The organism is Jeongeupia wiesaeckerbachi, assembly GCF_050916355.1.
GTDB lineage: Bacteria > Pseudomonadota > Gammaproteobacteria > Burkholderiales > Chitinibacteraceae > Jeongeupia > Jeongeupia wiesaeckerbachi.
In genome coordinates this window covers 3478645-3504589 of the sequence record NZ_CP136946.1, presented here as the reverse complement: position 1 = coordinate 3504589, position 25945 = coordinate 3478645, and the positions used below count along the sequence as shown (strand labels likewise).

At 66.8% G+C, this 25945-nt stretch carries 15 protein-coding genes; 14 read left to right on the top strand and 1 reads right to left on the bottom strand.

What is annotated here, in order from left to right; translation table 11 throughout:
- Positions 1–8: 8 nt before the first annotated feature.
- From arsC to R0382_RS16820, 11 genes are all read left to right on the top strand, one after another.
- Entirely contained in the window at positions 9–443 is a 435-nt protein-coding gene (gene arsC / locus R0382_RS16870; RefSeq protein ID WP_432721094.1) for an arsenate reductase (glutaredoxin), read from the top strand.
- 40 nt (positions 444–483) lie between these two features.
- On the top strand, positions 484–615 hold the full coding sequence (locus R0382_RS16865) for a hypothetical protein (protein WP_432721093.1): 132 nt from the start codon (positions 484–486) through the stop codon (positions 613–615).
- 360 nt (positions 616–975) lie between these two features.
- Positions 976–1518 carry an RNA polymerase factor sigma-70 gene (locus R0382_RS16860; protein WP_432721092.1) on the top strand — a complete coding sequence of 181 codons (543 nt, stop codon included), beginning with the start codon at positions 976–978 and terminating at the stop codon, positions 1516–1518.
- Between the two features lie 191 nt (positions 1519–1709).
- Positions 1710–1925 carry an MbtH family protein gene (locus R0382_RS16855; protein ID WP_432721091.1) on the top strand — a complete coding sequence of 72 codons (216 nt, stop codon included), beginning with the start codon at positions 1710–1712 and terminating at the stop codon, positions 1923–1925.
- A complete protein-coding gene (locus R0382_RS16850) occupies positions 1922–2650 on the top strand; it encodes a thioesterase II family protein (RefSeq protein WP_432721090.1) in 729 nt (242 codons plus the stop codon). The genes R0382_RS16855 and R0382_RS16850 overlap by 4 nt, the downstream gene beginning before the upstream one ends.
- The gene (locus R0382_RS16845) at positions 2647–3360 is read left to right on the top strand and encodes a 4'-phosphopantetheinyl transferase family protein (protein ID WP_432721088.1); all 714 of its coding nucleotides are present in this window, start codon (positions 2647–2649) and stop codon (positions 3358–3360) included. The genes R0382_RS16850 and R0382_RS16845 overlap by 4 nt, the downstream gene beginning before the upstream one ends.
- Positions 3361–3393: 33 nt before the next feature.
- Complete coding sequence (locus tag R0382_RS16840; RefSeq protein WP_432721086.1) at positions 3394–4377, top strand: TauD/TfdA family dioxygenase; 984 nt, start codon at positions 3394–3396, stop codon at positions 4375–4377.
- Positions 4378–4527: 150 nt separating this feature from the next.
- Positions 4528–5364: an ABC transporter ATP-binding protein gene (locus R0382_RS16835; protein WP_432721085.1), complete on the top strand. Its 837-nt coding sequence runs from the start codon at positions 4528–4530 to the stop codon at positions 5362–5364.
- Entirely contained in the window at positions 5361–7385 is a 2025-nt protein-coding gene (locus tag R0382_RS16830; protein WP_432721084.1) for an iron ABC transporter permease, read from the top strand. The genes R0382_RS16835 and R0382_RS16830 overlap by 4 nt, the downstream gene beginning before the upstream one ends.
- Positions 7382–8167, top strand: coding sequence for a siderophore-iron reductase FhuF (gene fhuF, locus R0382_RS16825; RefSeq protein ID WP_432721083.1), 786 nt, complete (start codon positions 7382–7384; stop codon positions 8165–8167). Before R0382_RS16830 ends, fhuF begins: the two co-directional genes overlap by 4 nt.
- Positions 8164–9108, top strand: coding sequence for an ABC transporter substrate-binding protein (locus tag R0382_RS16820; RefSeq protein WP_432721082.1), 945 nt, complete (start codon positions 8164–8166; stop codon positions 9106–9108). The genes fhuF and R0382_RS16820 overlap by 4 nt, the downstream gene beginning before the upstream one ends.
- 239 nt (positions 9109–9347) lie before the next feature.
- Here the strand turns inward: R0382_RS16820 and R0382_RS16815 are convergent, their stop codons facing one another.
- Entirely contained in the window at positions 9348–11030 is a 1683-nt protein-coding gene (locus R0382_RS16815) for a cyclic peptide export ABC transporter (RefSeq protein ID WP_432721081.1), read from the bottom strand.
- A 259-nt stretch (positions 11031–11289) separates the two neighbouring features.
- Here R0382_RS16815 and R0382_RS16810 point away from each other — a divergent pair, with 259 nt between their 5' ends.
- From R0382_RS16810 to R0382_RS16800, 3 genes are read left to right on the top strand one after another with little or no spacing between them, the layout of a single operon-like run.
- A complete protein-coding gene (locus tag R0382_RS16810) occupies positions 11290–13182 on the top strand; it encodes an amino acid adenylation domain-containing protein (protein ID WP_432721080.1) in 1893 nt (630 codons plus the stop codon).
- A 4-nt stretch (positions 13183–13186) separates the two neighbouring features.
- Positions 13187–20968, top strand: coding sequence for an amino acid adenylation domain-containing protein (locus tag R0382_RS16805; RefSeq protein WP_432721079.1), 7782 nt, complete (start codon positions 13187–13189; stop codon positions 20966–20968).
- Positions 20965–25938, top strand: coding sequence for an amino acid adenylation domain-containing protein (locus R0382_RS16800; RefSeq protein WP_432721077.1), 4974 nt, complete (start codon positions 20965–20967; stop codon positions 25936–25938). Before R0382_RS16805 ends, R0382_RS16800 begins: the two co-directional genes overlap by 4 nt.
- Positions 25939–25945: the final 7 nt, after the last annotated feature.

Genomic DNA, 25945 nt, shown 5'->3' with positions numbered 1-25945 from the left:
AGAAAACCATGAGCACCGTCACGATCTATCACAACCCGGCCTGCGGTACGTCGCGCAACACGCTGGCACTGATCCGCAACGCAGGCATCGAGCCGACCGTCATTCACTATCTGGAAACGCCGCCGAGCCGTGAGGAGCTGGTGGCGCTGATCGCGGCGATGGGCGTCGGTGTGCGGGCCGTGCTGCGCCAGAGCGGCACGCCGTACGAATCGCTTGGCCTCGATGATGCCAAATGGACCGACGATCAGCTGATCGACTTCATGCTCGAACATCCGATCCTGATCAACCGGCCTATCGTTGTCACCGAACGGGCTACCCGGCTGTGCCGACCGTCCGAGCTGGTGCTCGACCTGCTGCCGCAGCCGCAGCAGGGCGCGTTCAGCAAGGAAGATGGCGAGCCGGTGATCGATGCGCAGGGGCAGCGAATCGGTCGCCCTGACTGAAGCCCGGTATAAGCACGCAGCCACCGCGTGGCTTGTCTTCATGCGCTGTGCGCATTGGGAACCGTCGCAGCCGGCGGTTCATCCCGGCAGCCACGCGCATCTGAACGGCGCCACTATCGCCAACACCGCGAAGCAGGACAAGAACAGTCTGTATATCGGCAAGCTCGGCTGAGGCAACCCTCACAACAAGGCCAAGTACGACGCGCAAAGCATCAGCGTTGTCGTGAAACCAGCTGCGCGGCACGCCTATCCTGAGTTTGACGGTGCTTGGCCGGCGCGCGGCCGTCCGGGCTAGCCGGCATCACGTTTTGCACCCTCACTGTCGTCTCTTGTTCGGAAATCGAGCGCTGCTCGGCTCTACATCGAGCTGATTTCGAGGCGGGGTCAGGGGTGCTCAAGCTACAAGCATGCTTGTCTTTAAATTCTATTCAGATAGATCTTACAAACCATAACATTTTAGTATTGATACTTATTCTCGTTACCAAGTATATTCTCGCGCACTGAGTTTATGTTCTTGACATGGGGCGACGGGATGGCGGGCGAGCGTTGGCGGACTGTTTCAGGCGGGGAGGGGCAGATGGTGGCGGCGTTGATCGAACACCGATCGAAGCTGGTCAACACGGCGGCGGCGGTGACCGGTTGCAGCTGCCGCGCCGAGGATGTGGTGCAGGAGGTGTTCCTCAAGGTGGCCGAACGCATGCCGACGGAGGTCGTCCAGCAACCGCTGGCCTACTTGGTACGGATGGTGCGCAATCAGGCCATTGATCACTATCGCCGCCAGTCGTTCGAGAGCGGCCATTTTGCCGATGACAACGAGGGATTCGATGTCCCTTCGCCATGGGGCGGCCCCGAAACGAATGTCATTCAGCGCGACCTGCTGAGGCGCGTGTCGGATGCCTTGTCCACGCTGCCATGCCGTACCCAGGCTGCATTCGAGATGGTCCGGCTCGGCAATATGACCTTGAAGGAAGTGGCGCAGAAGCTGGAGGTCTCGCAAACCCTGGTGCACTTCATGGTCCGCGACGCGACGCAGCACTGCCTGGACTGCGTCGGCGATGCGCGCATGGCGGCGTGAGTTAAAAAATCGGCGGGCCCATACGTCTTCTGATAACGGTTAACAAAATTCAGTGCAACGGTGCTGGCAAGGCGTGCGAAACGCGGGCAGTACAAGTTGTACGACAAGTGAGTACAACGCAGCCAGCAGGATTTTGTTGGCCGTTCTAAGTCAGGGTGACCCGATGTCGCCGAATCAACAGGAAAGTCACGATGAGTTTCGATAGCGTAGACACGATCTTCCGGGTGGTGATCAACCACGAAGAACAGTATTCGATCTGGCCCGATTACAAGGCAATCCCCGATGGTTGGCGGGCGGAAGGTTTTGTTGGTGCCAAAGCGGCTTGCCTTGCCCACATCGAATCGGTCTGGACCGATCTGCGGCCGCTGAGTTTGCGCCGCCACCTGGCCGAAGCCAGCGCTGAATGAGTCCGGCGGCCATGGCGCTGCCGGTGTTCTGCCTGGCGCATGCGGGCGGAAGTGCGCTGGCGTATCAGGCCTGGCAGCGTGCCGGGCTGCAGGGGCTTGCGATCGAGCCGCTTGAGCTGCCCGGTCGCGGCGCGCGCTGGGCCGAGCCGCTGGTCGATGACCTGAGCCAATTGGTCGAGCAACTGGCCGCGGCGCTGGCGACGCGTTTGCCGCCGCGTTACGCCTTGTTCGGCCATAGCCTCGGGGCGTTGATTGCTTTCGAGCTGGCGCATGCGCTGGTCGAGCGGGGCTTGCCCGCGCCGGTGGCGCTGTTTGCCGCGGGGGCATCGGCGCCAAGTCACCGCGATGACGCGCACTACCGCGCGCTGGCGTTGGCCGACGACAATCAGCTCAAGAACGAGCTGCGCCGGCTGGGCGGGACGCCCGAGGAATTGCTCGACAACGAAGAGCTGATGGCGCTGATGCTGCCGATCCTGGCTGCGGATTTCCGTCTCTGCGCCAGTTTCAAGAGACGTGATCGCCCGGCGCTTTCCTGCCCGCTGCATGTCTTTGGTGGTACGCAGGATGCATCGGTGCCGGACTCGGCGTTGGCCGGCTGGGAAGGCGAGACCACGGGGCCGTTCAGCGTTGAACGTTTCGAGGGCGGTCACTTTTTCGTCCAGCGTCAGGGCAACGTCCTGCTGCGACGACTTCAGCGCCTGACAACGCCGCAAGTGATGGCATGAGCGTTGCTGTAACCGACCTGTTTTCGTCCGTACTCGGGCGTTGCGGCGCCAGCGGTGAAGCGCTGGCGGGGCGGGTGCGCTGGTGGCGCATCGACATCGACGCCGCCCGGGAGCCCGATACCGCGATGCTCGCCCATCTGGCGCCGCTTGAGTGTGTCGAGTTGCGCCGATACCAACGTCGCGAGGATCGCGCCCGTTTTGCCGCAGTCCGCAGCACCTTGCGGCTGCTGCTGTCCGGCGAGTGCGGGCTTGCGCCGTCGACGGTGCCGATCCGCCGCGATCGCTTCGGCCGGCCTTGTCTGGCCGAGGACGGCGCAGGGATCGACTTCAATGTGTCGCATGCCGGGAAGTACGGCCTGATCGCCCTGAGCCGTGTCGGCCGGGTCGGCGTCGATGTGGAGCTTGAGCGTGATTTTGATGTGGCCGAGCTGGCCGAGCTGGTATGTAGTGCCGATGAACGCAGCCTGCTGGCGTCGTTGGCCGAAGCCGACCGCAGCAGCGCATTCCTGCGGCTCTGGGTGCAGAAGGAGGCCGCGCTGAAGGCGGTTGGCGTCGGCATCGCCAGCGATGCAATGCCGCTGATCTCGCCGCTCGCCGGCCGTCTGCATGGTTGCGCCGACCTGCCGTTTTCCTGTGAACACATCGAACTGGCCGCGTTGCCCATGCCCGCCGGTTACGATGCAGCGATTGCGCTCTCTGGCGCGCCGTAAAACGGGCCGCCGCATTATTCCAAGGAACCAAGCATGCAAACCCAAACGATAGAAGTGAATGGCCTGCGCTTGACGCCCGGTTTTCCGCTGCGCGTCAGCCCGGTCGAGCCGGGCGCCAGCCTGCAAAGTGTGCTGCCGGCGGTGCAGGCGCTGGTTGCGGACAAACTCTACGAGGCCGGTGGTTTGTTCTTCACCGGTTTTGCCGCCGACGGCATCGATGCATTCCGTGCTTTCGCTGCGTCGTTCGGCCACGGCTTGCTCAGCTACGAGTTCGGTTCTACGCCGCGCAGCAAAGTCGGCGGCGAGGGTGTGTATACCTCGACCGAATACCCGGCGCATCAGCACATTCCGCTGCACAACGAGCAGGCGTACACGCGCGAGTGGCCGATGAAAATCTGGTTCTATTGCGATATCGCCGCCGAAGAGGGCGGTGAAACGCCGATCGCGGACAGTCGCGCGATTTTCCGCGACATCGACCCGGAAATCCGCGCGCGTTTTGCCGAGAAAGGGCTGATGTACGTGCGCAACTCGGGCAACGGACTGGATGTGCCCTGGCAGCAGGTCTTCAACACCGAAGTCCCGGCCGAGGTCGAGGCCTATTGCGCAGCGCACCAGATCCAGTGCGAATGGCTCGATGACGGCGAGTTGCGCACCCGCCAGGTGTGCCAGGGTACGGCAAGGCACCCGGTGACCGGCGACGAGGTGTGGTTCAATCAAGCCCACCTGTTTCATGTCTCGGCGCTGGAAGCCGATATGCGCGAAGCCCTGGTCGACGCCGTCGGCGAGGAATTCCTGCCGCGCAATGTGTATTACGGCGACGGCAGTGTGATCGACGACGCCACGCTGGCCCATGTGCGCTCGGTGCTGGACAAGCACAAGGTGGCTTTTCCGTGGCAATCCGGCGACGTGCTGATGCTCGACAATATGCTGGCCGCGCATGCCCGTTCGCCGTTCAAGGGCAAGCGCAAGGTAGTGGTGGCCATGGCAGAAGGCCATGGCGCCGATGCCGCTGGCTAGCACGGCCGGCCCGAAAATACACCGATGCGCTATTCCAATTGATCGCGCGTCTCAATACTATTTGGGTGCTCGCCCCGCTTGGCTGACTGGCTAGCGGGGCTTTTCTCATCGTCAGCTAACCCCTTTGGTTACAAAACCCTCATGATTTCAATGCCGCCCTCCGCTGCCATGCCACCTGCCGCCCTGAGCGCGCGCGGGCTGACGGCAGCCTATCTGGACAAGACCGTACTCGAGGGGCTGGACATCGATATTGCTGCCGGCCAGATCACGGCGCTGTGCGGACCGAACGGCTGCGGCAAGAGCACCTTGTTGCGCAGTCTGGCCGGGCTCTTGGCACCGAAGCAGGGCAAGGTGAGCGTGAAGGGGCGGCCGCTGATGGAGTTGAAGCGGCGTGAACTCGCGCGCACGCTGACGATGCTGGCGCAGTTCAACCAGATACCGGAAGGGCTGACGGTGGCCGAGCTGGTTGCTTATGGGCGCTATGCCTACGGCACGCTGCTCGGTGGCCTGTCCAAGGCCGATCGTGCGGCGATCCACGATGCCATCGCCGCGACCGGGCTGGATGGCTACGCCGATCGCCAGGTATCGGCGCTGTCGGGCGGCGAACGGCAGCGCGCCTGGATTGCCATGGCGCTGGCACAGGAGTGCGAGATACTGCTGCTCGACGAGCCGACAACCTATTTGGATATCCACCACCAGATCGATGTGCTGCGCGAACTGCGCCGGCTGAATCGCGAGCGTGGCCTGACCATCGTCTGGGTGCTGCACGAGCTGAACCAGGCCGCCGCATTCAGCGACCATATCGTGCTAATGCGCGACGGGCGCATCCTGCATCAGGGCAGTCCCGATGCAATGATCACACCAGACTGCCTGTTCGATACCTTCGACATGAGCATGATGCGGCTCGATCATCCGGAAAGCGGCGAACCGGTCTGCCTGCCGTCGTACCGGTCGCGTCACGATGCCCGCGAGCGGACCCCGGCATGAGTGCACGACTGATGGCGCCGCTCACGCGGCGACGCAGCCACGACGTCTGGCTGCTGGGGCTGGGCCTCGCGCTGCTGTTGGCAATTGCCGGCGCCCGCATCGGCCAGAATATGACGCAGCTGTTCGGCGATCCGACCGGCGTCGGTGCCGAGGGCGCCCACATCTATCTCTTCGAGTTGCGCCTGCCGCGCGTGCTGGCGGCACTGCTTGCTGGCGGTGCGCTGGGGGTGTCCGGCGCGTTGTTCCAGTCGCTGACTCGCAACCCGCTGGCGGCGCCCGATTTGCTCGGGGTCACCGGTGGCGCCCAGCTCGGCGTATTCGCCGCGATGATGTTGCCGGCGCTGGCGGGCGTGGGCAGCGTGCCCCTGCTGTTTACCTTTGGCCTGGGGGCCGCCGCGCTCACGGCCGTCACCGCGGGTGGCTGGCATGCGTCTCCGCTACGGCTGATTCTGGCCGGTACGGCCTGCTCGCTGTTGTTCGGCGCCATTATCAATATGCTGCTGACCGTTTACGAGGAGAGCATTGCCGGCGTCGCCTTGTGGAGCAACGGGGCGATGTATCAATCCGGCATGGGTGGTGTGCTGGCCGCCGCGCCGTGGGTGCTGCTGCCGTTGCTGCTGCTGCCCGTGCTGGTTCGGCCGCTTGAAGTCGCCGCGCTGGGCGACGAGTCGGCGCGCTCGCTCGGCGTTCCGCTGCAATGGGTCCGTGTTGCCACCGTTTTGACTGGCACCGCACTCGCTGCGGCGGCGGTGGCGGTAGCGGGGCCGCTGGGTTTCGTCGGCCTGATTGCGCCCAATCTGCTGCGCGCCGCCCGCGTGCACCGCTTGCGATTGCTGCTGCCGCTGGCGGCGGTGTGGGGCGCGTTGATCCTGCTCGCGACCGACAGTCTGGTGGTCGGTCTCGACCTCGACACCACGGTGTCGACTGGCGTGATGGTCGCGCTGATCGGTACGCCGCTGTTGCTGGCGCTGATCTACTCCAATCGCCGGCTTGGCGGTCTCGATGCCGGGGCGTCGGCCAGCGTCGGTGGCTGGTCCTTGCCTTTCGTGCCGGTGCTGCTGGCGCTTGTGGCCGCGCTGGTGGCGGTCGCATTCGCGGCAATGGCGTTCGGCAGCGAATGGCTGCCGCCGTCGCGCTGGCTGGCCGGCTGGACCGGTCAGGAGGTGCTGGCCGGCCTGTTGATCGATCTGCGCCTGCCGCGTGTGCTGGTGGCGATGATCGGTGGCGCCATGCTCGCGGCCAGTGGCGCGCTGTTGCAGGGCGTGGTGAAAAACCCGCTGGCCGGGCCGGAAATCCTGGGCATCACCCAGGGCGCGGCCTTGGGGGGGCTGATTTCGATGGTGCTGGCGCCGCTGGAAGGCCGGCCGCTGATGTTTGCCGCGTCCTTCATCGGTGGCGGCGCGGTGCTGGCGTTGACGCTGCTGCTCAATCGCCGCCATCGGCTCGCGCCGTTGCCGGTTGCGCTGACCGGGATCGCGCTCGGTGCGGTGTGCACTGCGCTGGCGCAGTGGGTGATCGTGCAGAACAGCGTGCAGCCCGCGCGTTTTCTGGTCTGGCTGATCGGTGGCACCTATGGCCGCAGCTGGAACGATGTGTTCGCGCTGGGGCCGTGGCTGCTGCTGGCCCTGCCGGTCCTGCTGCTACTGGTCCGGCCACTCGAGCTGCTGGCGCTGGGCGAAGACAGTGCCGCCGCTCTCGGCGTGCCGGTGGCTCGGCTGCGGCTCGGCGCGCTGCTGCTGGGGGCGATGCTGGCGTGCGCGGCGGTCGCAACGGTGGGGCCGGTGGCCTTCGTCGGCCTGATGACGCCGCATCTGGCGCGCCTGCTTGGTTTTCATTCGCTGAATCGCCGGCTGCCGGTGGCGATGCTGCTCGGCGCCTTGCTGCTCGCCGTGGCCGATGTGCTCGGTCGCATGGTGCTGGCGCCGATCGAAGTGCCGGCCGGCGTGACCACCGCACTGATTGGCGCGCCGTATCTGCTCGGGATGCTGATTTTCGGTCAGCGTCGCGCGAGGGCGCGATGAGCACGCCCCCGGATCTGGCATCGCTGGTGCCCGAAATCCATGCCGAGTATTGCCGGTCGCTGCGTCTTGGCGAACCGGTGCAGCCGGTGCGGGGGCAGCTGGTGCCGGCGACGCGGCTGCTCGAGCACAAGGACGCCATGCTGGCGGCGATGCAGGCGATCTACCAGGGCGATGACGAGCGGGCGCTGCTGTCGCAATGGACCAAGTACTACATCGATATCGTGCTGCAGCCCGCGCTGATCGCCGCCGTGGTGCTCGGTCGGCCGCTGGCGATGGCGCTGGAAAATAGCACGCTGGAACTGCACGGCGGCATGCCGCAGGCGGTGTGGCTGCCGGCGGACGCCTTGGGCGACGTCATCGAAGACCCGGCGATGCGCTATCGCTCGCTCTGTGTCGAACATCTGGCGCCCTTGTTCGACGCATTCGGCGCGGCGGTCAGGCTGTCGCACAAGGTGTTCTGGAACAACGCCGGCAATTCGCTCGAGTACGATCTGGTCACGCTGTTCGATGATGAGCGCGCCCGGGCCGATCGGCGCTATCTGTTCGAAGGCCGCCATTTCTTCGATACCGGTCGCTCCAATCCGATGCGCCAGGTCATCCGCTATGCCGATACCGACCGGCCGCAGCTCGATTCGCCGTTTCGCGCCCGCAAGGTCTGTTGCCTGCGCGATCGCCTGCCGGACGAGATCGGCCTGTGCTCGAGTTGCCCGCTGTTGTTGACGCTGCCCGAGGCCGAACTGGCCGCGCAGGTCCGTCTGATGAAGGAAGTCTCCGAAGAATGAAAGCCAAGCTTATCGGGTGGCGCGCGCTGGCCGCGCTGCTGCTGTTGTGCGCTGTGCACGTCCATGCCGCCGGCGTCATCGGCTTGCGCAGCGAGACCTTGCCGGCGCAGCCCAAGCGGATCGTCGTGCTGGAGTTCATGCTGGCCGAGTCGCTGGCGGCGCTCGACCTGACGCCGGTCGGCGTCGTCGATTCCCGGTTCTATCCGGAATGGATCGGTTATGACGCACCGAGATTTGCCCGCTCGACCGATGTCGGCACGCGCCAGCAGCCCAGCCTGGAGGCAATCGCCCGGCTCAAGCCCGATCTGATCATCGGCATGGCTTACCGTCATGCTGCGCTGTTCGACGCCTTGAACCGGATCGCGCCCACCGTTTTGTACGAATTCGCCCCGTCCGATTTCAAGACCGACCAGTTGATACAGACGCTCCGGATTTTCGACTCGATAGCAGCGATCACCGGCCGCTCGGCACAGGGGGCGGAAGTCAAACGTCAGTTGAATGCCAAGCTGGCCGACGATCGCCGTCGTCTGGCGGCAGCCGGTTTGAGCGGCCAGACCTTCACCTTGCTGCACGAACTGGGGTTGAAGGACACCTACTGGACCTTTACCGGCAACAGCATGGCCGGCGGCGTGGCCCGGGCGCTGGGGGTATCGATCTGGCCCGCGCAGCCGACCCGCGAGGGCACCGCCTACGCGACGACTGAGCAACTGCTGGCCCGGCCCGCGTCGGATCGACTGCTGGTGACCAGCACCCAGGGGCCCGCTGCGGCGCTGGATGCCGCGCTGGTTTCGCCGGTGTGGCGTTACATCCCGGCGCGCCGTGCCGGAAATGTCGTCCTGATCGAACACAATATCTGGGTGTTTGGCGGACCAATGTCGGCGGGGCGTCTGGCCGACATGATTACCGATGCCTTGCTGAGCAAGCGCGCTGCCAGCCACTGAATCGACCGGCATTGAGACCTAGCCCGCACTGCGGGCTTTTTTACGGCTGCGCTGTCGTCCATCCTCACCCGGCTGGCCGGTTACGGGTGTCGGCGTGAGGCAGGGCGGAGGGCGTGGCTCAAGCGCAGCGCCTGGCTGTGATTCAAGCGGTCGATGCGATCGCCGGCTTGCTTCGTTGGGCACAGCGGACGCAAAAAACCGCTGCGTGTGCAGCGGTTTCGGGTGGGCTGATGCCGGTATTACACGACGGGCGCAGCGGCGGGCCGGGCCTCGTTGGCGACCAGTCGGCCACTGTCGAGTTTCAGGCAACGGTCGGCCAGATGGAAGAAACGGTCGTCGTGGGTGATCGCCAGTACGGCCTTGCCGCGTGCGGCCAGCTCCGGCAGCAGTTCCTGGTAGAACACCGTCTTGAACAGCGGGTCCTGATCGGCGGCCCATTCGTCGAACAGGTAGAAAGGGCGATCCTCCAGATAGGCCACGACCAGTGCCAGGCGCTTGCGCTGGCCCTGCGACAGGTCGCGGGTCGAGAAGCGGCCGTTTTCGATCTTGACCTTGTGGTCGAGATGCAGCTTGGCAATCAGCGCGTTGGCACGTTCGTCGAGTTCCGGATTGGCTTCGCCGAAGCCGACCAGCGTCTCGAACAGGTGGAAATCCGAGAACACGGCCGAGAAGAGCTGGCGGAAGTCGGCGCGGTTCGCGTCATCGACGGCCTTGCCATCGAGCGTGATCGCGCCGCCTTCCGGGGCGTACAGGCCGACCAGCAGCTTGGCGAGCGTGGTTTTGCCGCTGCCGTTGCCGCCGATCAGGAAGGTGACTTCACCGCGCTTCAGTTCCATATCGATCGGGCCGAGCTGGAACACGCTGTCTTCCTTCTCGCGATAGTAACTGTGGGTGAGGGCGGACAGACGCAGCGTGCCGGCGTCGCCGAAGTGGTCGCGGGTAGCAGCGTCCTGCTCGGCTTGATCCTGTTGGTCCAGTTCGGCGAGCATTTCCTCGATGCGGTTCAGCGACACCTTGGCGACGTTCAGCGTCGGCACGTTGTTGAGCAGGCCGTCGAGGGGCACCAGCATGAACAGGAAGATGATCACATAGCCGGCAAGTACGGCCGGATCAACGCCGACAATCGTCGCCGGGGCGAACACGACCAGCCCCAGGAAGGCGTAGAACAGGAAAATGATCCAGCCGACCCCGAAGGCGTAGGCGCCGAAGGCGCGGGTGCGATGGTGGCGCACGGCGTCGATTTCGTTGCCCAGTGTGTCGGTCAGGAAAGCGCTGGCGCGTGCGCGGTGCAGCTTCAGCTCCTTGGCGCCGGAAAACAGCGCGTTGAAGTGTGCGAACAGCCGATCCTGCGCCTCGCCGGCGGCTTCGAGCGAAGCCAGTGCGCGATTGTCGCCGATGCGGTAACCGAGCGAACCGACGACGACGACCGACAGCGCCAGGAAGAAAATCGGCCACGACAGCCAGGCCAGATAAGCCAGGCAGCCGAGCACGATCGAGCCGTGCATCACGATATTGGGCAACGCAAAGAACAGCATCGACACGTTGGTGGCGTCTTCGGTCACGATGGATTGCGCGCGCGAGGCGCCGAGCGTCTCGACCTGACGGAACGGTGCGCGGGCGACGCGCGCCGAGATGTGTTCACGCATCTTGGCCATCGTGCCTTGGCTCAGTTCTGCGAACACCACACCGCCGAGCACGCGGCTGCCGAGGGCCAACAGCGCCAGCGCGCCGAAGCCCCAGGCGAGGGTGCGATGGTCGCTTGCCGTACCGGTCAGCGCGCTATTGATCAGGGTCACCAGCGAGACGCTGGAGATACCGTTGACGACGCAGGCGACGGTGGCGATGGCCAGCGACCAACGTGAACGGTGCAGGAGGGAGAGCAGGAGCCGGGTGGCTGGCCGCTTGGAAGTCGTTGCGTTCATTTCGGACCAAAAGAAGTGGGTGCTGTCTGGTAGACGTTTGGCGTCGCCGGATTATTAGTCGTATTTCGTTTTTTGTGTGGTGGGCGTGTCGTTGCCACCCTAAAAAAATCATTCTGTCGTTCGTCTTTGACTTGATATGCCACCTCGTCGGTGGCCCGGACAAGCATCGAGCGCTGTCGGTTCGAGCCGCAACAGCTGCCGCAGGCGCGGTAGCTGGAAAGCGCTGCCGGCAGACCTCTGCAAGAGACAGGATGAAGTGATGACGAAGCCCGCCCCACAGTTGCAACGTGACGAAATTACGGGGCTTTCGCCGCCCCCGGCGTTCCTGCCGGTGCACCGGCAATTGTCCGCCCAGGCCGCCATCCGCGGCGACGCCCTGGCGCTGCTCAGCAGCGGCGGCGACCTGCGCTGGGCCGAGCTGGAAGCGCGTGCCAACCAGCTGGCGCACCGGCTGATCGCTGCCGGGGTCGGCGCCGAGGTGCGCGTCGGTGTCAGCGTCGAGCGCGGCGTCGGCATGATCGTCGCGCTGCTGGCGGTGCTCAAGGCCGGCGGCGCCTTCGTGCCGCTGGACCCGGGCTATCCGGCCGAGCGGCTCGGCTACATGCTGGCCGATGCCGGCATCGCCCATCTGCTGACGCAGTCGGCCTTGGCCGGGCGTTTTGCCCGGCCGGGTCTTGGTGTACTGCGCATCGATGATGAATCGCTGGCCAAGGAGCCCGCTCACGATCCGGCCGTCACGATTCATCCCGATCAGGCCGCCTACCTGATCTACACCTCGGGTTCAACCGGCCAACCCAAGGGCGTCACCGTCGCGCATGGCCCGCTGGCGCGGCACTGCGCCGCGATTGCACAGCGCTACCAGCTGAGCGACGCCGACCGAGTACTGCACTTCGCCTCGATCAACTTCGATCTGGCGCACGAATACTGGCTGATGCCGCTGATGGCGGGCGCCAGCCTCCTAATCAGCGATCCGGCGCTGTGGAGCCCGGCCGAGATGATCAACCGGCTGGCACGGCATCAGGTCAGCGTCGCCGCCTTCCCGCCAAGCTATCTGGTGCAGGTGGCCGAAGCCCAGCGCAGCAGCGCCACCCCGGCCCGTCTGCGCGTACTCGCCTTCGGTGGCGAAGCGCTGTCGGCCGAGGGCTTTGCCGCCGTGCGCAGCGCCTTCCCGACCACCACGCTGATCAACGGCTATGGCCCGACCGAAACGGTGATCTCGCCGATGCTGTGGATCACCGGCCCGGACGCCGACCCGGCCAGCTGGGCCGGCTGCGCCTACCTGCCGATCGGTACCGTCGTCGGCGCGCGCAGCGCCCACGTGCTCGACGACGCGCTCAACCCGCTGCCGGTCGGCGTCACCGGCGAACTCTACCTCGGCGGCGACGGCGTCGCCCGCGGTTACCACGCTCGCGCCGGCCTGAGCGCCGAACGCTTCATTCCCGACCCGTTCGGCGCCCCGGGCAGCCGGCTGTACCGCACCGGCGACCTGGCGCGCTGGCGGACCGACGGCGCCATCGACTACCTCGGCCGTGCCGACCACCAGATCAAGCTACGCGGCCTGCGCATCGAGCTGGGCGAGATCGAAGCCCAACTGCTGCGCGCCCCCGGCGTGCGCGAAGCGGTGGTGTGGGTGCAGGGCATGGATGCCCACCAACGGCTGGTTGGCTACCTCGTCGCCCAGCACGGCACCGACCTCGACCTCGCCGCGATCAAGGCCCAACTGGCCGAGCAACTGCCCGACTACATGGTGCCGAGCCAATGGCTGGTGCTGGACGCCTTGCCGGTGAACGGCGCCGGCAAGGTCGACCGCAAGGCGCTGCCGGTGCCGGAATGGCAGGGCAAGCCTTACCGCGCGCCCGAAGGCGAGCTGGAAACCCAACTGGCGTCGATCTGGGCCGAGGTGCTGAAACTCGACCGGGTGGGTCGGGATGACCACTTCTTCGAGCTCGGCGGGCATTCGCTGCTCGCGACGCAGGCGCTCGCCCAACTCAAGGCGCGTTTCGCGATCGAGACGTCGCTCGCTGTTTTCTTTACGTCCCCGATCCTGTCCGAGATGGCCGAAATCCTGGCCGAGGGCGCAGCTGGCGCCGAAGCGGCCGAAGCGCAAGATCTCTTCGACATGGACGCGCTGCTCAAAGCTCTGGAGAACTGATTCGATGTCCATGAACAAGCACGACATTGCCCGCCGTTTTGCCGCCCTGCCGTTTGAAGCGCGCAAGACCTTCATCGAGGCGCTGAAAAAGAACGGCATCGATTTCGCCCGCCTGCCCATCGTGCCGGCCGCGCGCGATGCGGCCTTGCCCTTGTCGCTGGCACAGCAACGGCTGTGGTTCCTGTCGCAGATGGAGCCGGGCAATAGCGCCTATCACATCCCGGCCATGCTGCGCCTTGATGGCCAGCTCGACCTGGCCGCGCTGCAGCAGTCGCTCGATACCCTCGTTGCCCGTCACGAAGTGCTGCGCACGACCTTCCGGTCGGATGAAGCCGGCAATGCCGAGCAGCGGATCGCGGCGCCGGCACCGGTCGTCATCGTGCACACCGATCTGTCGACGCTGACCGAGCGCGAGACCGAAGCCCAGCGCCTGGCTGAAGCCGACACCTTGGCGCCGTTCGATCTGTCCGCCGGCCCGCTCTTGCGTGCACGGCTGGTGAAGCTGGCCGACGATGCGCACCGCTTGATCCTGGTGCAGCACCACATCGTGTCCGACGGCTGGTCGGTCGATGTGCTGGTCCGCGAACTGGCCGAAGCCTACCGGGCCCATCTCGAGCGCCGCGAACCGGCCTTTGTTGCGCTACCGATCCAGTACGCCGACTACGCCGTGTGGCAGCGCCACTGGCTCGATGCCGGCGAGCGTGAGCGCCAGCTGGCCTACTGGCAGGAACAGCTCGGCGCCGAGCACCCGCTGCTGGCGCTGCCGCTCGATCGGCCGCGCCAGGCGGTGCGGAATCTGGCCGGTGCACGCCATGCGCTGCGGCTCGATGCCGCGATCAGCGATGCGCTGCGCGCGCTGGCGCAGCGCGAGGGCGCGACCTTGTTCATGGTGCTGCTGGCCGCCTTTCAGGCGCAGCTGGCGCGCCATGCCGGATCGCGTGACGTACGCGTCGGCGTATCGGTAGCCGGCCGCGGCCGTGCCGAGACTGAACATCTCGCTGGCTTCTTCGTCGGTACCCAGGTGCTGGCCGCGCGCTGCGAGCCGCGGGATTCGTTCCGCACGCTACTGGCGCAGGTCAAGGCGCGTGCACTCGGCGCGCAGGCCCACGCCGATCTGCCGTTCGACGAACTGGTCGATGCGCTGGGCGTCGAGCGCAGCCTGTCGCACAACCCGCTGGTGCAGGTGAAGTTCACCCAGCAGATCGCGCTGCCAGCGGCCATTGCGCTGCCGGGGCTGGGCCTGAGCCCGCTGCCGCTGCCCGATCACGCCGCGCGCTTCGACCTGTCGCTCGATGTCACCGATCTGCCGGATGGCATCGAAGCGGTGTTTTCCTACGCCACCGCCTTGTTCGACGCGACGACCATCGCGCGTTTCGCGGCGTCTTTTGTGCGCTTTGCCGCGCGACTTGTCGCCAATCCTGATGCAAGTCTGGTCGAGCTGACCGAGCCGGCCGGCGCCGCCGACTACGCGCTCGCCGCCGAGCACCGCGACTACGCCGGCCTGGACGTGCTGTCCGCCTGGAGCGAGAACGTCGCCGCGCACGGCGTTGCACCGGCGCTGCGCGATGAAGACCGCGTGCTGAGCTTCGCCGAGCTGGATGCGGCATCGAACCGGCTTGCACGCCATCTGCAGGCACGCGGCATCACCACTGAGACCCGCGTCGGCCTGATCGCCGAGCGTTCGATCGAATTCGTGCTGGGCCTGCTGTCGGTACTGAAAGCAGGTGGCGCCTATGTGCCGGTCGATCCGAAGCTGCCGGCCGACCGCGTGGCCTACCAGCTCGAAGACAGTGGCGTGCGTTGCGTTTTGGTCGGTGCCGGTGGTGCCGGTCTGGCGGCGGGCTGCGAGGCTGTGTCGCTGGTCGACGCTGCCGCGTGGGGCGAAGAAAGCGATGCACCGCTGGCTGGCCGGCCGCAGCCGGGGCAGGCCGCCTATGTGATCTATACCTCGGGCTCGACCGGTCGGCCCAAGGGCGTGGTCGTCGAGCACGGCGCGCTGGCCGACTATGTGTTCGGGATGTTGGTGCGGCTGGACTTCGCGCCGGGCGCCAGCATGGCGATGGTGTCGACGGTGTCGGCCGACCTTGGCCACACCACCTTGTTCGGCGCGCTGTGCTCGGGCCGGCTGCTGCATTTGATATCAAGCGAGCGCGCCTTCGATCCGGATCGCTTCGCCGCCTATATGGCCGAGCACCGCGTCGGCGTGCTGAAAATCGTACCGAGCCATCTGAAGGGGCTGATGCAGGCAGCCACGCCGGCCGACGCACTGCCGCAGGTCGCGCTGGTGCTCGGCGGCGAAGCCTTGCCGTGGACGCTGATCGACGAGATTGCCGCGCTGCGTCCGGCGCTGCGCGTGATCAATCACTACGGCCCGACCGAGGCGACCGTCGGCGTGCTGACGCAGGAAGCCACGGTGGCCGAACGTGCGCGCTCGGCCACCGTGCCGGTCGGTGCGCCGTTGCCGAACGCCGGTGCGCTGGTGCTCGACGACGCGTTCGCGCCGGTGCCGCTGGGCGCTGTCGGCGAGCTGTATCTGGCCGGGCCGGGACTGGCGCGCGGCTATCTCGGCCGCGCGGACCTGACCGCCGAACGCTTCCTGCCGCATCCGTACGCCATTGGCGAGCGCGTCTACCGCACCGGTGACCGCGTGCGGCTGCTAGCGACCGGCGCGATCGAATATCTCGGCCGTGCCGACGATCAGGTGAAGATCCGCGGCTACCGGGTCGAGTTGTCCGAAGTGGCCGCCACGCTGCTCGCTCAGCCGGGCGTGGCCGAGGCACAGGTGTTCGCCCACGATGCCGGCGATGACCGTCTGCAGCTCGTTGCCTATCTGGTCGGCAACGCGCTCGACAATGGGCTCGATGGCGTCGCGCTGAAAGCCGAACTGGCCAAAACGCTGCCGGATTATATGGTGCCTGCCTATTTGATTCCGCTTGCCAGAATGCCGCTGACCGCCAACGGCAAGCTCGACCGCAAGGCGCTGCCGGCGCCGACGGCCGTGGCTGCCCAAGCCGCGTCGTCGGCGACCGGGCTCAGCGAGACCGAACAAAAGCTCGCCGACATCTGGTGCGCGGTGCTGCGCATCGACACCGTCGGCGCGCATGACAATTTCTTTGCACTCGGTGGCGATTCGATCCTGAGCCTGCAGATCATCGCGCGCGCCCGCAAGGCGGGGCTGAAGCTGACGCCGCGCCAGCTGTTCGAAAACCAGACGGTGGCGACGCTGGCCAAGGTGGCGCAGCCGATCGAGGCGAAAGTCGCTGCCGCACCGCTTGTCGCCAAGGCCGCCACCGTGCCGCTGACGCCGGCGCAGCAGGCGTTCTTCGCTGCCGACATTGGCAACCGCTCGCACTGGAACCAGGCGCTGCGCTTTACCGCCAGTGCGCCGCTTGATGCGGGCAAGGTCGCCGGCGCGCTGGCCGCGGTGGTCGCCGCGCATGATGCATTGCGATTGCGCTTCGAAGCGCGTGATGGCGTGTGGACGCAGCGCGTTGTGCCGGTGGAGTCATGCGCCGAGTTGCTGTGGGTACGCGGCGCCGATGCCGGCATCGATGCGGCGTGCGACGAGGTGCAGCGCAGTCTCGATATCGCCAACGGGCCGCTCGTACGCGCGGTGCTGATTGGCGAGTCGACGCTGTTTGTCGCGATCCACCATCTGGCCGTCGACGGCGTGTCGTGGCGCGTGCTGATCGAGGATCTGGAAACCGCTTACCGGGCGGCGGGTGGGCAGGGAGCAAGCCTGGCCGACGCCTCGACGTCGTGGGCGAGCTGGGCCGAGCGGCTGGCGCGCCATGCGCAAGGCGGCGCGCTCGACGCCGTGCTGCCGTACTGGCAGGCGCTGGACGGCGCCAGCGGGCTCGATCCGGCGTGCGATGTGCCGGAAGGCAGCGCGCAGGTGCGCGATGCGGCGCGGGTGACCGTCGCTTTCGACGCCGACACCACCCAACAACTGCTGAAGACCGCGCCGGCCGCCTACCGCACCCAGGTCAACGACCTGCTGCTGACCGCGCTGGCGCGCGCGCTGGGCCACGATGGCGAGTTGCTGGTTGAGCTGGAAGGCCACGGCCGCGAGAGTCTGGAAAACGGTCTGGACGACGTCGATCTGTCGCGCACCGTCGGCTGGTTTGCCAGCCATTTCCCGGTGCGCCTTAGCGCCACCGGCGCCTTGCCGGCCGCGATCGCTGCGGTGAAGGAAACGTTGCGCGCGGTGCCGAATAAGGGTGTCGGCTTCGGTGTGCTCAAGGCGCTGGGCAATCAGGCCGTGCGCGATGCCCTGTCGGCCTTGCCCAAGCCGCAAGTCACGTTCAACTACCTCGGCCAGTTCGACGCCGCTGCCGGCGATACGCTGCTGACGCCGGTGTTCGGTGCCTCGGGTGACGAGCGCGACGGCTCTGGCCCGCTGAGCAACCGACTGGCGATTCACGGTCAGGTATCGGCCGGCCGGCTGGAACTGGTGTGGGTCTACAGCCGCGAGCAGTACCGTGCCGAGACGGTGAATGCGCTGGCCGCCGCGTTCCAGCGCGAACTGACCGAGCTGATCGCGCATTGCGCCGATGCGGACGGCGGTGTCACCCCGTCCGATTTCCCGCTGGCCCGCCTCGATGCCGCGACCTTGCAGCAGCTGCCGGTACCGGCGCGCGAACTCGCCGATCTGTACCCGGCTTCGCCGATGCAGCAGGGCCTGCTGTTCCACGCCTTGCTCGACCCGGCCGGCACGACCTACATCAACCAACTGACGATGACGCTGAGCGATCCGGACATCGACCGTCTCGAGGCGGCGTGGCAGGGCGCGGTCGACGCGCATGAAATCCTGCGTACCGGTTTCTGGCATGACGGCCCGGCGAAGCCGCAGCAACTGGTGCTGCGTTCGGCCGTGCTGGCCATCGGTCGGCACGATCTGCGTAATCAGCCAGACCAGCAAGCGCAGCTGGCCGCGCTGGCTGAGGACGAGCGCGCTCGTCCCTTCGATCTGGCCGCGCCGCCGCTGATGCGTGTCGCGGTCGTGCGTATGTCGGACACCGAATACCGGATGATCTGGACCCGCCATCACCTGTTGCTCGACGGCTGGAGTACCGCGCGGCTGTGGGCCGAAGTGCTGCGCCGCTATGGCCAGACCACCGAAGCCACCGCGCCGCGCGCGCGCTACCGCGATTACATCCGCTGGCTGGACGAACAGGACGAGGCCGCGAGCCGCACGTTCTGGCAGACGCAGTTGTCGGCGATCGACGAGCCGACCTTGCTGGCCGGGGCATTCTCGCCCAAGGCACAGACTGGTCTCGGCAGCCGCGTGCAAGATTGGAGCGTCGAGTCCGCCGCGGCCTTGCGCCGCTTTGCGCGCGAGCAGCGCGTCACCGTCAACACGGTGATTCAGGGTGGTTGGGCGCTGCTGCTGCAACGCTATACCGGTCGTTCCGCCGTCACTTTCGGTTCGACCGTTGCCGGCCGTCCGGCCGCCTTGTCGGGCATCGAAGACGTGCTTGGCCTGTTCATCAATACGCTGCCGGTGGTCGAGGCGCCGCAGGCGTCCGAGGTGGTTGGCGACTGGCTGCGCGCCTTGCAGCAGCGCAGCGTGGTGGCGCGCGAACACGAGCATGCGCCGCTGTTCGAGATCCAGCGCTGGGCCGGCTACGGCGGGCAGGCGCTGTTCGACAGCCTGATCGTGTTCGAGAACTATCCGGTCGAGCCGGAGTGGGCCGGTGGTGCGGCACTGCGCTTTGCCGACGTCGTCAACGTCGAGAGCACCAGCTACCCGATGGCGCTGATGGTCGTCGACGCCGAAACGCTGTCGATCGAGTACGGCTACGACCGTGCCGCTTTCTCCGACGCCGAAGTGGCGCGACTGGCGACGCACTTCGAGCAGCTGTTGCTGGCCATCGTCGCCAGCGGCGGCGAGCGGGTGGGCAATCTGAACATGCTCACCGGCGTGGAATACGCCACACGGTCGGCATGGCTGCGCCCGGACGAGCGCAGCTTCGTGCCGGTACATCAACGGCTCGCAGCGCAAGCGGCGGCGCGAGGTGACGAAACAGCGTTGCTGTTCGGCGACGGCACGATGAGCTGGGACGTGCTGAACACGCGTGCCAACCGCTTGGCGCACCGGCTGATCGAAGCCGGCGTCGGCGCGGAAACCCGGGTCGGCATCGGCGTCGAGCGCTCCTTCGGGATGATCGTGTCGCTGCTGGCCGTGCTGAAGGCCGGTGGCGCCTTCGTGCCGCTCGATCCGGATTACCCGGTCGAACGCCTTGCCTACATGCTCGAAGACGCCGGCATCGCTCACCTGATCACCCAGCCGGATCTGGCCGAGCGTTATGCGCAGCCGGGGCTGCTGAGTCTGGATGTCGACGCCGATCTGTCGGGCTACCCGGACAGCGAACCACAGGTCGAGATCCAGCCGCTGCAGGCTGCCTATCTGATCTACACCTCGGGTTCGACCGGCAAGCCCAAGGGCGTCACCATCGAGCATGGCCCGCTGGCGATGCATACCGAGGCCGTTGCCGCGCGTTTCGGCTTTACCGATGCGGATCGGGCCTTGCACTTCGCCTCGATCAACTTCGACCAGGCGCACGAATCGTGGCTGATGCCGCTGTGCAGCGGGGCCAGCTTGCTGATCACCGACCCGCTGCTGTGGAGCCCGACCGAGATGGTCGAAAAGCTCATGCACCATCGGGTGACCGTCGCCGACCTGCCGCCGACCTATCTCGTGCAGGTCGCCGAAGAGCAAGTCGCGCTGGGCGAGCCGTCCAGCTTGCGCATGCTGGCCTTCGGTGGCGAAGCGCTGTCGGTGGAAGGCTTCGCCGCGGTACGCGCGGCTTTCCCGGCGGTCACCCTGATCAATGGGTATGGCCCGACCGAAACGGTGATCACGCCGCTGCACTGGGCATCGGCGCCCGACGCCGATCCGGCCGACTGGGCCGGCCAGACCTACCTGCCGATCGGCAGCGTGGTCGGCGCACGTAGTGCCTATGTGATGGATGCGGCGATGAATCTGCTGCCGGTCGGTGTCGCTGGCGAGCTTTACCTTGGCGGCGATGGCGTCGCGCGCGGCTATCACGCCCGACCCGGGCTGACCGCCGAGCGCTTCGTACCCGATCCGTTCAATCCGGGCGGCAGGCTGTACCGCACCGGCGATCTGGCGCGCTGGCGCAACGAGGCGACGCTGGAATACATCGGCCGTGTCGATCACCAGATCAAGCTGCGCGGCCTGCGTATCGAGCTGGGCGAGATCGAATCCCGCCTGCTGGAGTTCGACGGCATGCGCATGGCGGTGGTCGTGGCGCTGGAACTGGCGGGCGGTGCGCAACTGGCCGGCTATTTCGTCGCCCACGGCCCGGTCGATCTTGATGCGCTGCGCGCGCATCTGGGCCGCAGCCTGCCGGACTATATGGTGCCGGCTTATCTGACCCAGCTCGATACGATGCCGCTGACACCGAATGGCAAGGTCGACCGCAAGGCGCTGCCGGCGCCGACCATCGCCGCACGCGAACACGAGCCGCCGCAGGGCGAGACCGAGCTGCTGCTCGCTGCGATCTGGCAGCGTCTGCTGGGCGTGAGCGAGGTGGGCCGCCGCGACAACTTCTTTGCGCTGGGCGGACATTCGCTGCTGGCGACGCAGGTGGTGTCGCGGCTGAAGGCCGAACTGGCGATCAGCCTGCCGCTGCGCAAGCTGTTCGAGGCGAACGATCTGGCCGAGCTGGCCGGGATGGTCGACGCGGTGGCGGGTAGCCGGCTGACCGACGACAAGCTCGACGCACTCGATGCGCTGTTCGGCGAGATGGAGCTGCTATGAGCCAGGATCGCATGCTGGCGCTGGCGCGCCGTTTTGCCGAGCTGGCACCGGCGCAGCGCAAGGTCTTCCTGCAAAAGCTAGCCGAGCAGAACATCGACTTCGGCCTGCTGCCGATCCCGCCGCGCGCGTCGGGCGCAAGATCGGACGCTGACGCGGTGCCGGCCTCGTACGCGCAGGCCCGGCTATGGTTCCTGTGGCGAATGGCTCCGGACAGCAGTGCCTACAACGTCGCCGGCCGGCTTGACCTCAAGGGGGCGCTCGACGAGTCGGCATTGCGCCAGGCCTTCACCGCGCTGATCGCGCGACATGAAGCGCTGCGCACCACCTTCCGTGCCGACGCCAATGGCGACGCCGAGCAGTTGATCCATGCCGAATTGCCGGCGGATTTTACTAGCAACGATCTGAGCGGATTGGCCGAAGCGCAGCGCGAGGCCGAGATCGAACGTCGCTCGCTCGCCGAAGGGCTGCAGCCCTTCGATCTGGCGCACGGCCCGTTGCTGCGCGTGCGCTTGCTGCGCCGCGCCGCCGACGATCACCGGTTGCTGATCACGCTGCATCACATCGCCACCGACGGCTGGTCGAGCGGCGTGATGATGCGCGAGCTGGCCGAACTGTATGGCGCGGCATGCGCAGGGCGGGCGACAACTTTGGCCGAGCCGGTGCACCAGTACGCCGATTACGCGCTGTGGCAGCGGCACTGGCTGGAAGCGGGCGAGGGAGAACGCCAGCTTGCTTACTGGCGCGAAGCGCTGGGCGAGCACCATCCGGTGCTGGCGTTGCCGACCGACAAGCCGCGTCTGGCGGAACAGGATTTCGCCGGCGGCCGGCATTTCTTCACCGTTGATGCAAGCTTGGCCGGCGGCCTGCGCGAGCTGGCGCAGCGCCACGGGTCAACGCTGTTCATGGTGTTGCTGGCGACATTCCATGCGCTGCTGCACCGCTACAGCGGCCAGGCCGATATCCGCGTTGGGATCCCGGTGGCGGGGCGCGCGCGCAGCGAGACCGAGGCGCTGATCGGCTTCTTCATCAATACCCAGGTGATCCGCACCGAGCCGTCGGCGCGCACGCGTTTCGTCGACCTGCTCGCGGCGGTGAAACGCTCGCTGCTCGGCGCTCAGGCGCATCAGGAGCTGCCGTTCGAGCAACTGGTCGAAGCGCTCGGCGCTGCGCGCAGCGGCACGCATCATCCGCTGTTCCAGGTGATGGCCAACCACGAAACCTGGGGCGCGCTGCCGGCGTGGCCGGGGCTGACGATCAGCGAGAATTCGCCGGGCAACCCGAACGCCAAGTTCGACCTGAGCCTCGCCACCGAAGAGGATGAGCACGGCACACTGCGCGGCGCGCTGGTCTACGCGACCGCCTTGTTCGAGCCGGCGACCATCGCCCGGATGGCCAACCACTTCGTCATGCTGCTCAACGCCGTCGTCGCCAAGCCCGAGCAATATCTCGGCGAACTGGCGATGCTGACCGACGCCGAGCTGTCGGCCTTCAAGGGCTGGAACGGCGCACCACAATCGTTGGATTTCGTACCGGTGCACCGGCAATTGTCCGCCCAGGCCGCCATCCGCGGCGACGCCCTGGCGCTGCTCAGCAGCGGCGGCGACCTGCGCTGGGCCGAGCTGGAAGCGCGTGCCAACCAGCTGGCGCACCGGCTGATCGCTGCCGGGGTCGGCGCCGAGGTGCGCGTCGGTGTCAGCGTCGAGCGCGGCGTCGGCATGATCGTCGCGCTGCTGGCGGTGCTCAAGGCCGGCGGCGCCTTCGTGCCGCTGGACCCGGGCTATCCGGCCGAGCGGCTCGGCTACATGCTGGCCGATGCCGGCATCGCCCATCTGCTGACGCAGTCGGCCTTGGCCGGGCGTTTTGCCCGGCCGGGTCTTGGTGTACTGCGCATCGATGATGAATCGCTGGCCAAGGAGCCCGCTCACGATCCGGCCGTCACGATTCATCCCGATCAGGCCGCCTACCTGATCTACACCTCGGGTTCAACCGGCCAACCCAAGGGCGTCACCGTCGCGCATGGCCCGCTGGCGCGGCACTGCGCCGCGATTGCACAGCGCTACCAGCTGAGCGACGCCGACCGAGTACTGCACTTCGCCTCGATCAACTTCGATCTGGCGCACGAATACTGGCTGATGCCGCTGATGGCGGGCGCCAGCCTCCTAATCAGCGATCCGGCGCTGTGGAGCCCGGCCGAGATGATCAACCGGCTGGCACGGCATCAGGTCAGCGTCGCCGCCTTCCCGCCAAGCTATCTGGTGCAGGTGGCCGAAGCCCAGCGCAGCAGCGCCACCCCGGCCCGTCTGCGCGTACTCGCCTTCGGTGGCGAAGCGCTGTCGGCCGAGGGCTTTGCCGCCGTGCGCAGCGCCTTCCCGACCACCACGCTGATCAACGGCTATGGCCCGACCGAAACGGTGATCTCGCCGATGCTGTGGATCACCGGCCCGGACGCCGACCCGGCCAGCTGGGCCGGCTGCGCCTACCTGCCGATCGGTACCGTCGTCGGCGCGCGCAGCGCCCACGTGCTCGACGACGCGCTCAACCCGCTGCCGGTCGGCGTCACCGGCGAACTCTACCTCGGCGGCGACGGCGTCGCCCGCGGTTACCACGCTCGCGCCGGCCTGAGCGCCGAACGCTTCATTCCCGACCCGTTCGGCGCCCCGGGCAGCCGGCTGTACCGCACCGGCGACCTGGCGCGCTGGCGGACCGACGGCGCCATCGACTACCTCGGCCGTGCCGACCACCAGATCAAGCTACGCGGCCTGCGCATCGAGCTGGGCGAGATCGAAGCCCAACTGCTGCGCGCCCCCGGCGTGCGCGAAGCGGTGGTGTGGGTGCAGGGCATGGATGCCCACCAACGGCTGGTTGGCTACCTCGTCGCCCAGCACGGCACCGACCTCGACCTCGCCGCGATCAAGGCCCAACTGGCCGAGCAACTGCCCGACTACATGGTGCCGAGCCAATGGCTGGTGCTGGACGCCTTGCCGGTGAACGGCGCCGGCAAGGTCGACCGCAAGGCGCTGCCGGTGCCGGAATGGCAGGGCAAGCCTTACCGCGCGCCCGAAGGCGAGCTGGAAACCCAACTGGCGTCGATCTGGGCCGAGGTGCTGAAACTCGACCGGGTGGGTCGGGATGACCACTTCTTCGAGCTCGGCGGGCATTCGCTGCTCGCGACGCAGGTGACAGCACGCATCCAGCAGCGCCTAGCTCACGCAGTGCCGCTGAAGACCCTGTTCCAGGCGCCGGTGCTCGAAGCATTTGCTGTCGCCGTGGCCGGTCTGGGCGATTCGGCGGATGCGCGACCGCTGCTGCGTCGCGCACCGGGGGCGTCGGTACCGCTGACACCGGCCCAGCAAGGGCTGTGGTTCCTGTCGCAACTTGACCCGGCCAATCCTGCCTGGAATATCAGCAGTAGCTTGCGCTGCCGCGGCGGGCTGGATCGCGTCGCGTTGCAGACGGCGGTCGATCATTTGCTGGCGCGGCATGCCGCTCTGCGTACCACTTTCCGCGCGGCGGACGACGGTTCGGTCGAGCAATGGATTCATGAGCCGGCGCCGCTGACCGTCGCTGAAATCGATCTTTCTCCACTGCCGCCAGCGTCGCGCGAGGCAGAGGCGCTGCGTCTGGCCGAGGAAGAAGACGAGCGCCCATTCGATCTGTCCGCCGGGCCCTTGCTGCGGGTTGGCGTGATCCGTCTGGCCGACGACGACCAGATTCTGCCGTTGACTGTCCACCACAGCGTGGCCGACGGCCTGTCGATGGGGGTGTTGTTCGACGACTTGGCCGAGTTGTATCGCGCCGCGCTGCTCGGAGAAAAACCGACACTGCCGGCATTGGCGATCGACTATGCCGACTATGCGGTGTGGCAGCAGTCGTCGGTCGACGCGGCGACACGCGAGCGTGAGCTGGCCTACTGGCTGCAGCATCTGCAGGGCATGGCGACGCTGCCGCTGCCGACGGTGCCAGAGCTGCCGGCGCAAGCCCGTCCGGATGGCGAGCAACTGTGTTTTGTGTTGGCGCCAGCGTTGGCGGCGCAGGCGCGTAGCTGCGCGCAACGCTTTGGCGCGACGCTGTCGATGGTGCTGCACGCGGCGCTCAACGCCGCGCTCTATCGCCATACCGGCGCTGCCGACCAGTGCGTTGGCATACTCAGCGCGACCCGGCACCGTCTGGAGACCGAGCGCGTCGTCGGCTTGTTCCTCAATACGCAGGTGCTGCGCAGCCGGATCGATCCGGCGCTCGGTTTTGCTGCGCTTCTGGGCGAGGTCAAACAGGCCGCACTCGGCGCGCATGCTCACCCGGCGTTGCCGCTGCACGAGTTGGTGTCGGCACTGCGCCCGGCACGGCGTGTGCGGCATAACCCGCTGTTCCAGGTGCTGTACAACTTCCAGCGCCCGGATCGCCCCGAGCAGATCTCGCTTCCCGGTCTGCAGGTCGACGATGTGCCGATCGAGCGCCGCACCGTGGTCTGCGATCTGGAGTTCGACGTCGTCGAGCACGCCGATGGCCGCGTTACCGCCGCTTTCTCGTACGCGACGGCCTTGATCGACGCCGCGTTCGTGCATGCCTTGCGCGACGACTATCCGCGCCTATTGGCGACCCTGCTGGCCGAACCGGAAAAGCCATTGGCCGAGTTGATATCGCCGCTCGACGGCGCCGGGCAGGCCTGCGAAGTGACAGTCGGTCAGGTTTGCTCAGGTTACGGGACATCTGCGGCCGACCCGGCGCGCAGCACGCTCGAAACCGCGCTGCAGCGCCTCTGGCTCGACTTGCTCGGCCTGGACGTCGTCGGCGTCCATGACAATTTCTTCGCGCTCGGCGGTGATTCGCTGGCCAGCCTGCGCATGGTGGCGCTGGCGCGCAAGCAAGGCATTGCGCTGACCGTGGCACAGGTGTTTACCCATCAAACGATTGCCGAACTGGCATCCGCATTACAAAGCATCGTCATCACGCCGCAAGCGGCGCTGGTGTAATGGAGGT

Coding starts and splice junctions, on each gene's coding strand:
- R0382_RS16805 (WP_432721079.1), top strand. CDS start 13,187: ATGTCCATGAACAAGCACGACATTGCCCGCCGTTTTGCCGCCCTGCCG.
- R0382_RS16820 (WP_432721082.1), top strand. CDS start 8,164: ATGAAAGCCAAGCTTATCGGGTGGCGCGCGCTGGCCGCGCTGCTGCTG.
- R0382_RS16860 (WP_432721092.1), top strand. CDS start 976: ATGGCGGGCGAGCGTTGGCGGACTGTTTCAGGCGGGGAGGGGCAGATG.
- R0382_RS16800 (WP_432721077.1), top strand. CDS start 20,965: ATGAGCCAGGATCGCATGCTGGCGCTGGCGCGCCGTTTTGCCGAGCTG.
- R0382_RS16815 (WP_432721081.1), bottom strand. CDS start 11,030: ATGAACGCAACGACTTCCAAGCGGCCAGCCACCCGGCTCCTGCTCTCC.
- R0382_RS16835 (WP_432721085.1), top strand. CDS start 4,528: ATGCCGCCCTCCGCTGCCATGCCACCTGCCGCCCTGAGCGCGCGCGGG.
- R0382_RS16810 (WP_432721080.1), top strand. CDS start 11,290: ATGACGAAGCCCGCCCCACAGTTGCAACGTGACGAAATTACGGGGCTT.
- R0382_RS16840 (WP_432721086.1), top strand. CDS start 3,394: ATGCAAACCCAAACGATAGAAGTGAATGGCCTGCGCTTGACGCCCGGT.
- R0382_RS16855 (WP_432721091.1), top strand. CDS start 1,710: ATGAGTTTCGATAGCGTAGACACGATCTTCCGGGTGGTGATCAACCAC.
- fhuF (WP_432721083.1), top strand. CDS start 7,382: ATGAGCACGCCCCCGGATCTGGCATCGCTGGTGCCCGAAATCCATGCC.
- R0382_RS16845 (WP_432721088.1), top strand. CDS start 2,647: ATGAGCGTTGCTGTAACCGACCTGTTTTCGTCCGTACTCGGGCGTTGC.
- R0382_RS16865 (WP_432721093.1), top strand. CDS start 484: ATGCGCTGTGCGCATTGGGAACCGTCGCAGCCGGCGGTTCATCCCGGC.
- R0382_RS16850 (WP_432721090.1), top strand. CDS start 1,922: ATGAGTCCGGCGGCCATGGCGCTGCCGGTGTTCTGCCTGGCGCATGCG.
- R0382_RS16830 (WP_432721084.1), top strand. CDS start 5,361: ATGAGTGCACGACTGATGGCGCCGCTCACGCGGCGACGCAGCCACGAC.
- arsC (WP_432721094.1), top strand. CDS start 9: ATGAGCACCGTCACGATCTATCACAACCCGGCCTGCGGTACGTCGCGC.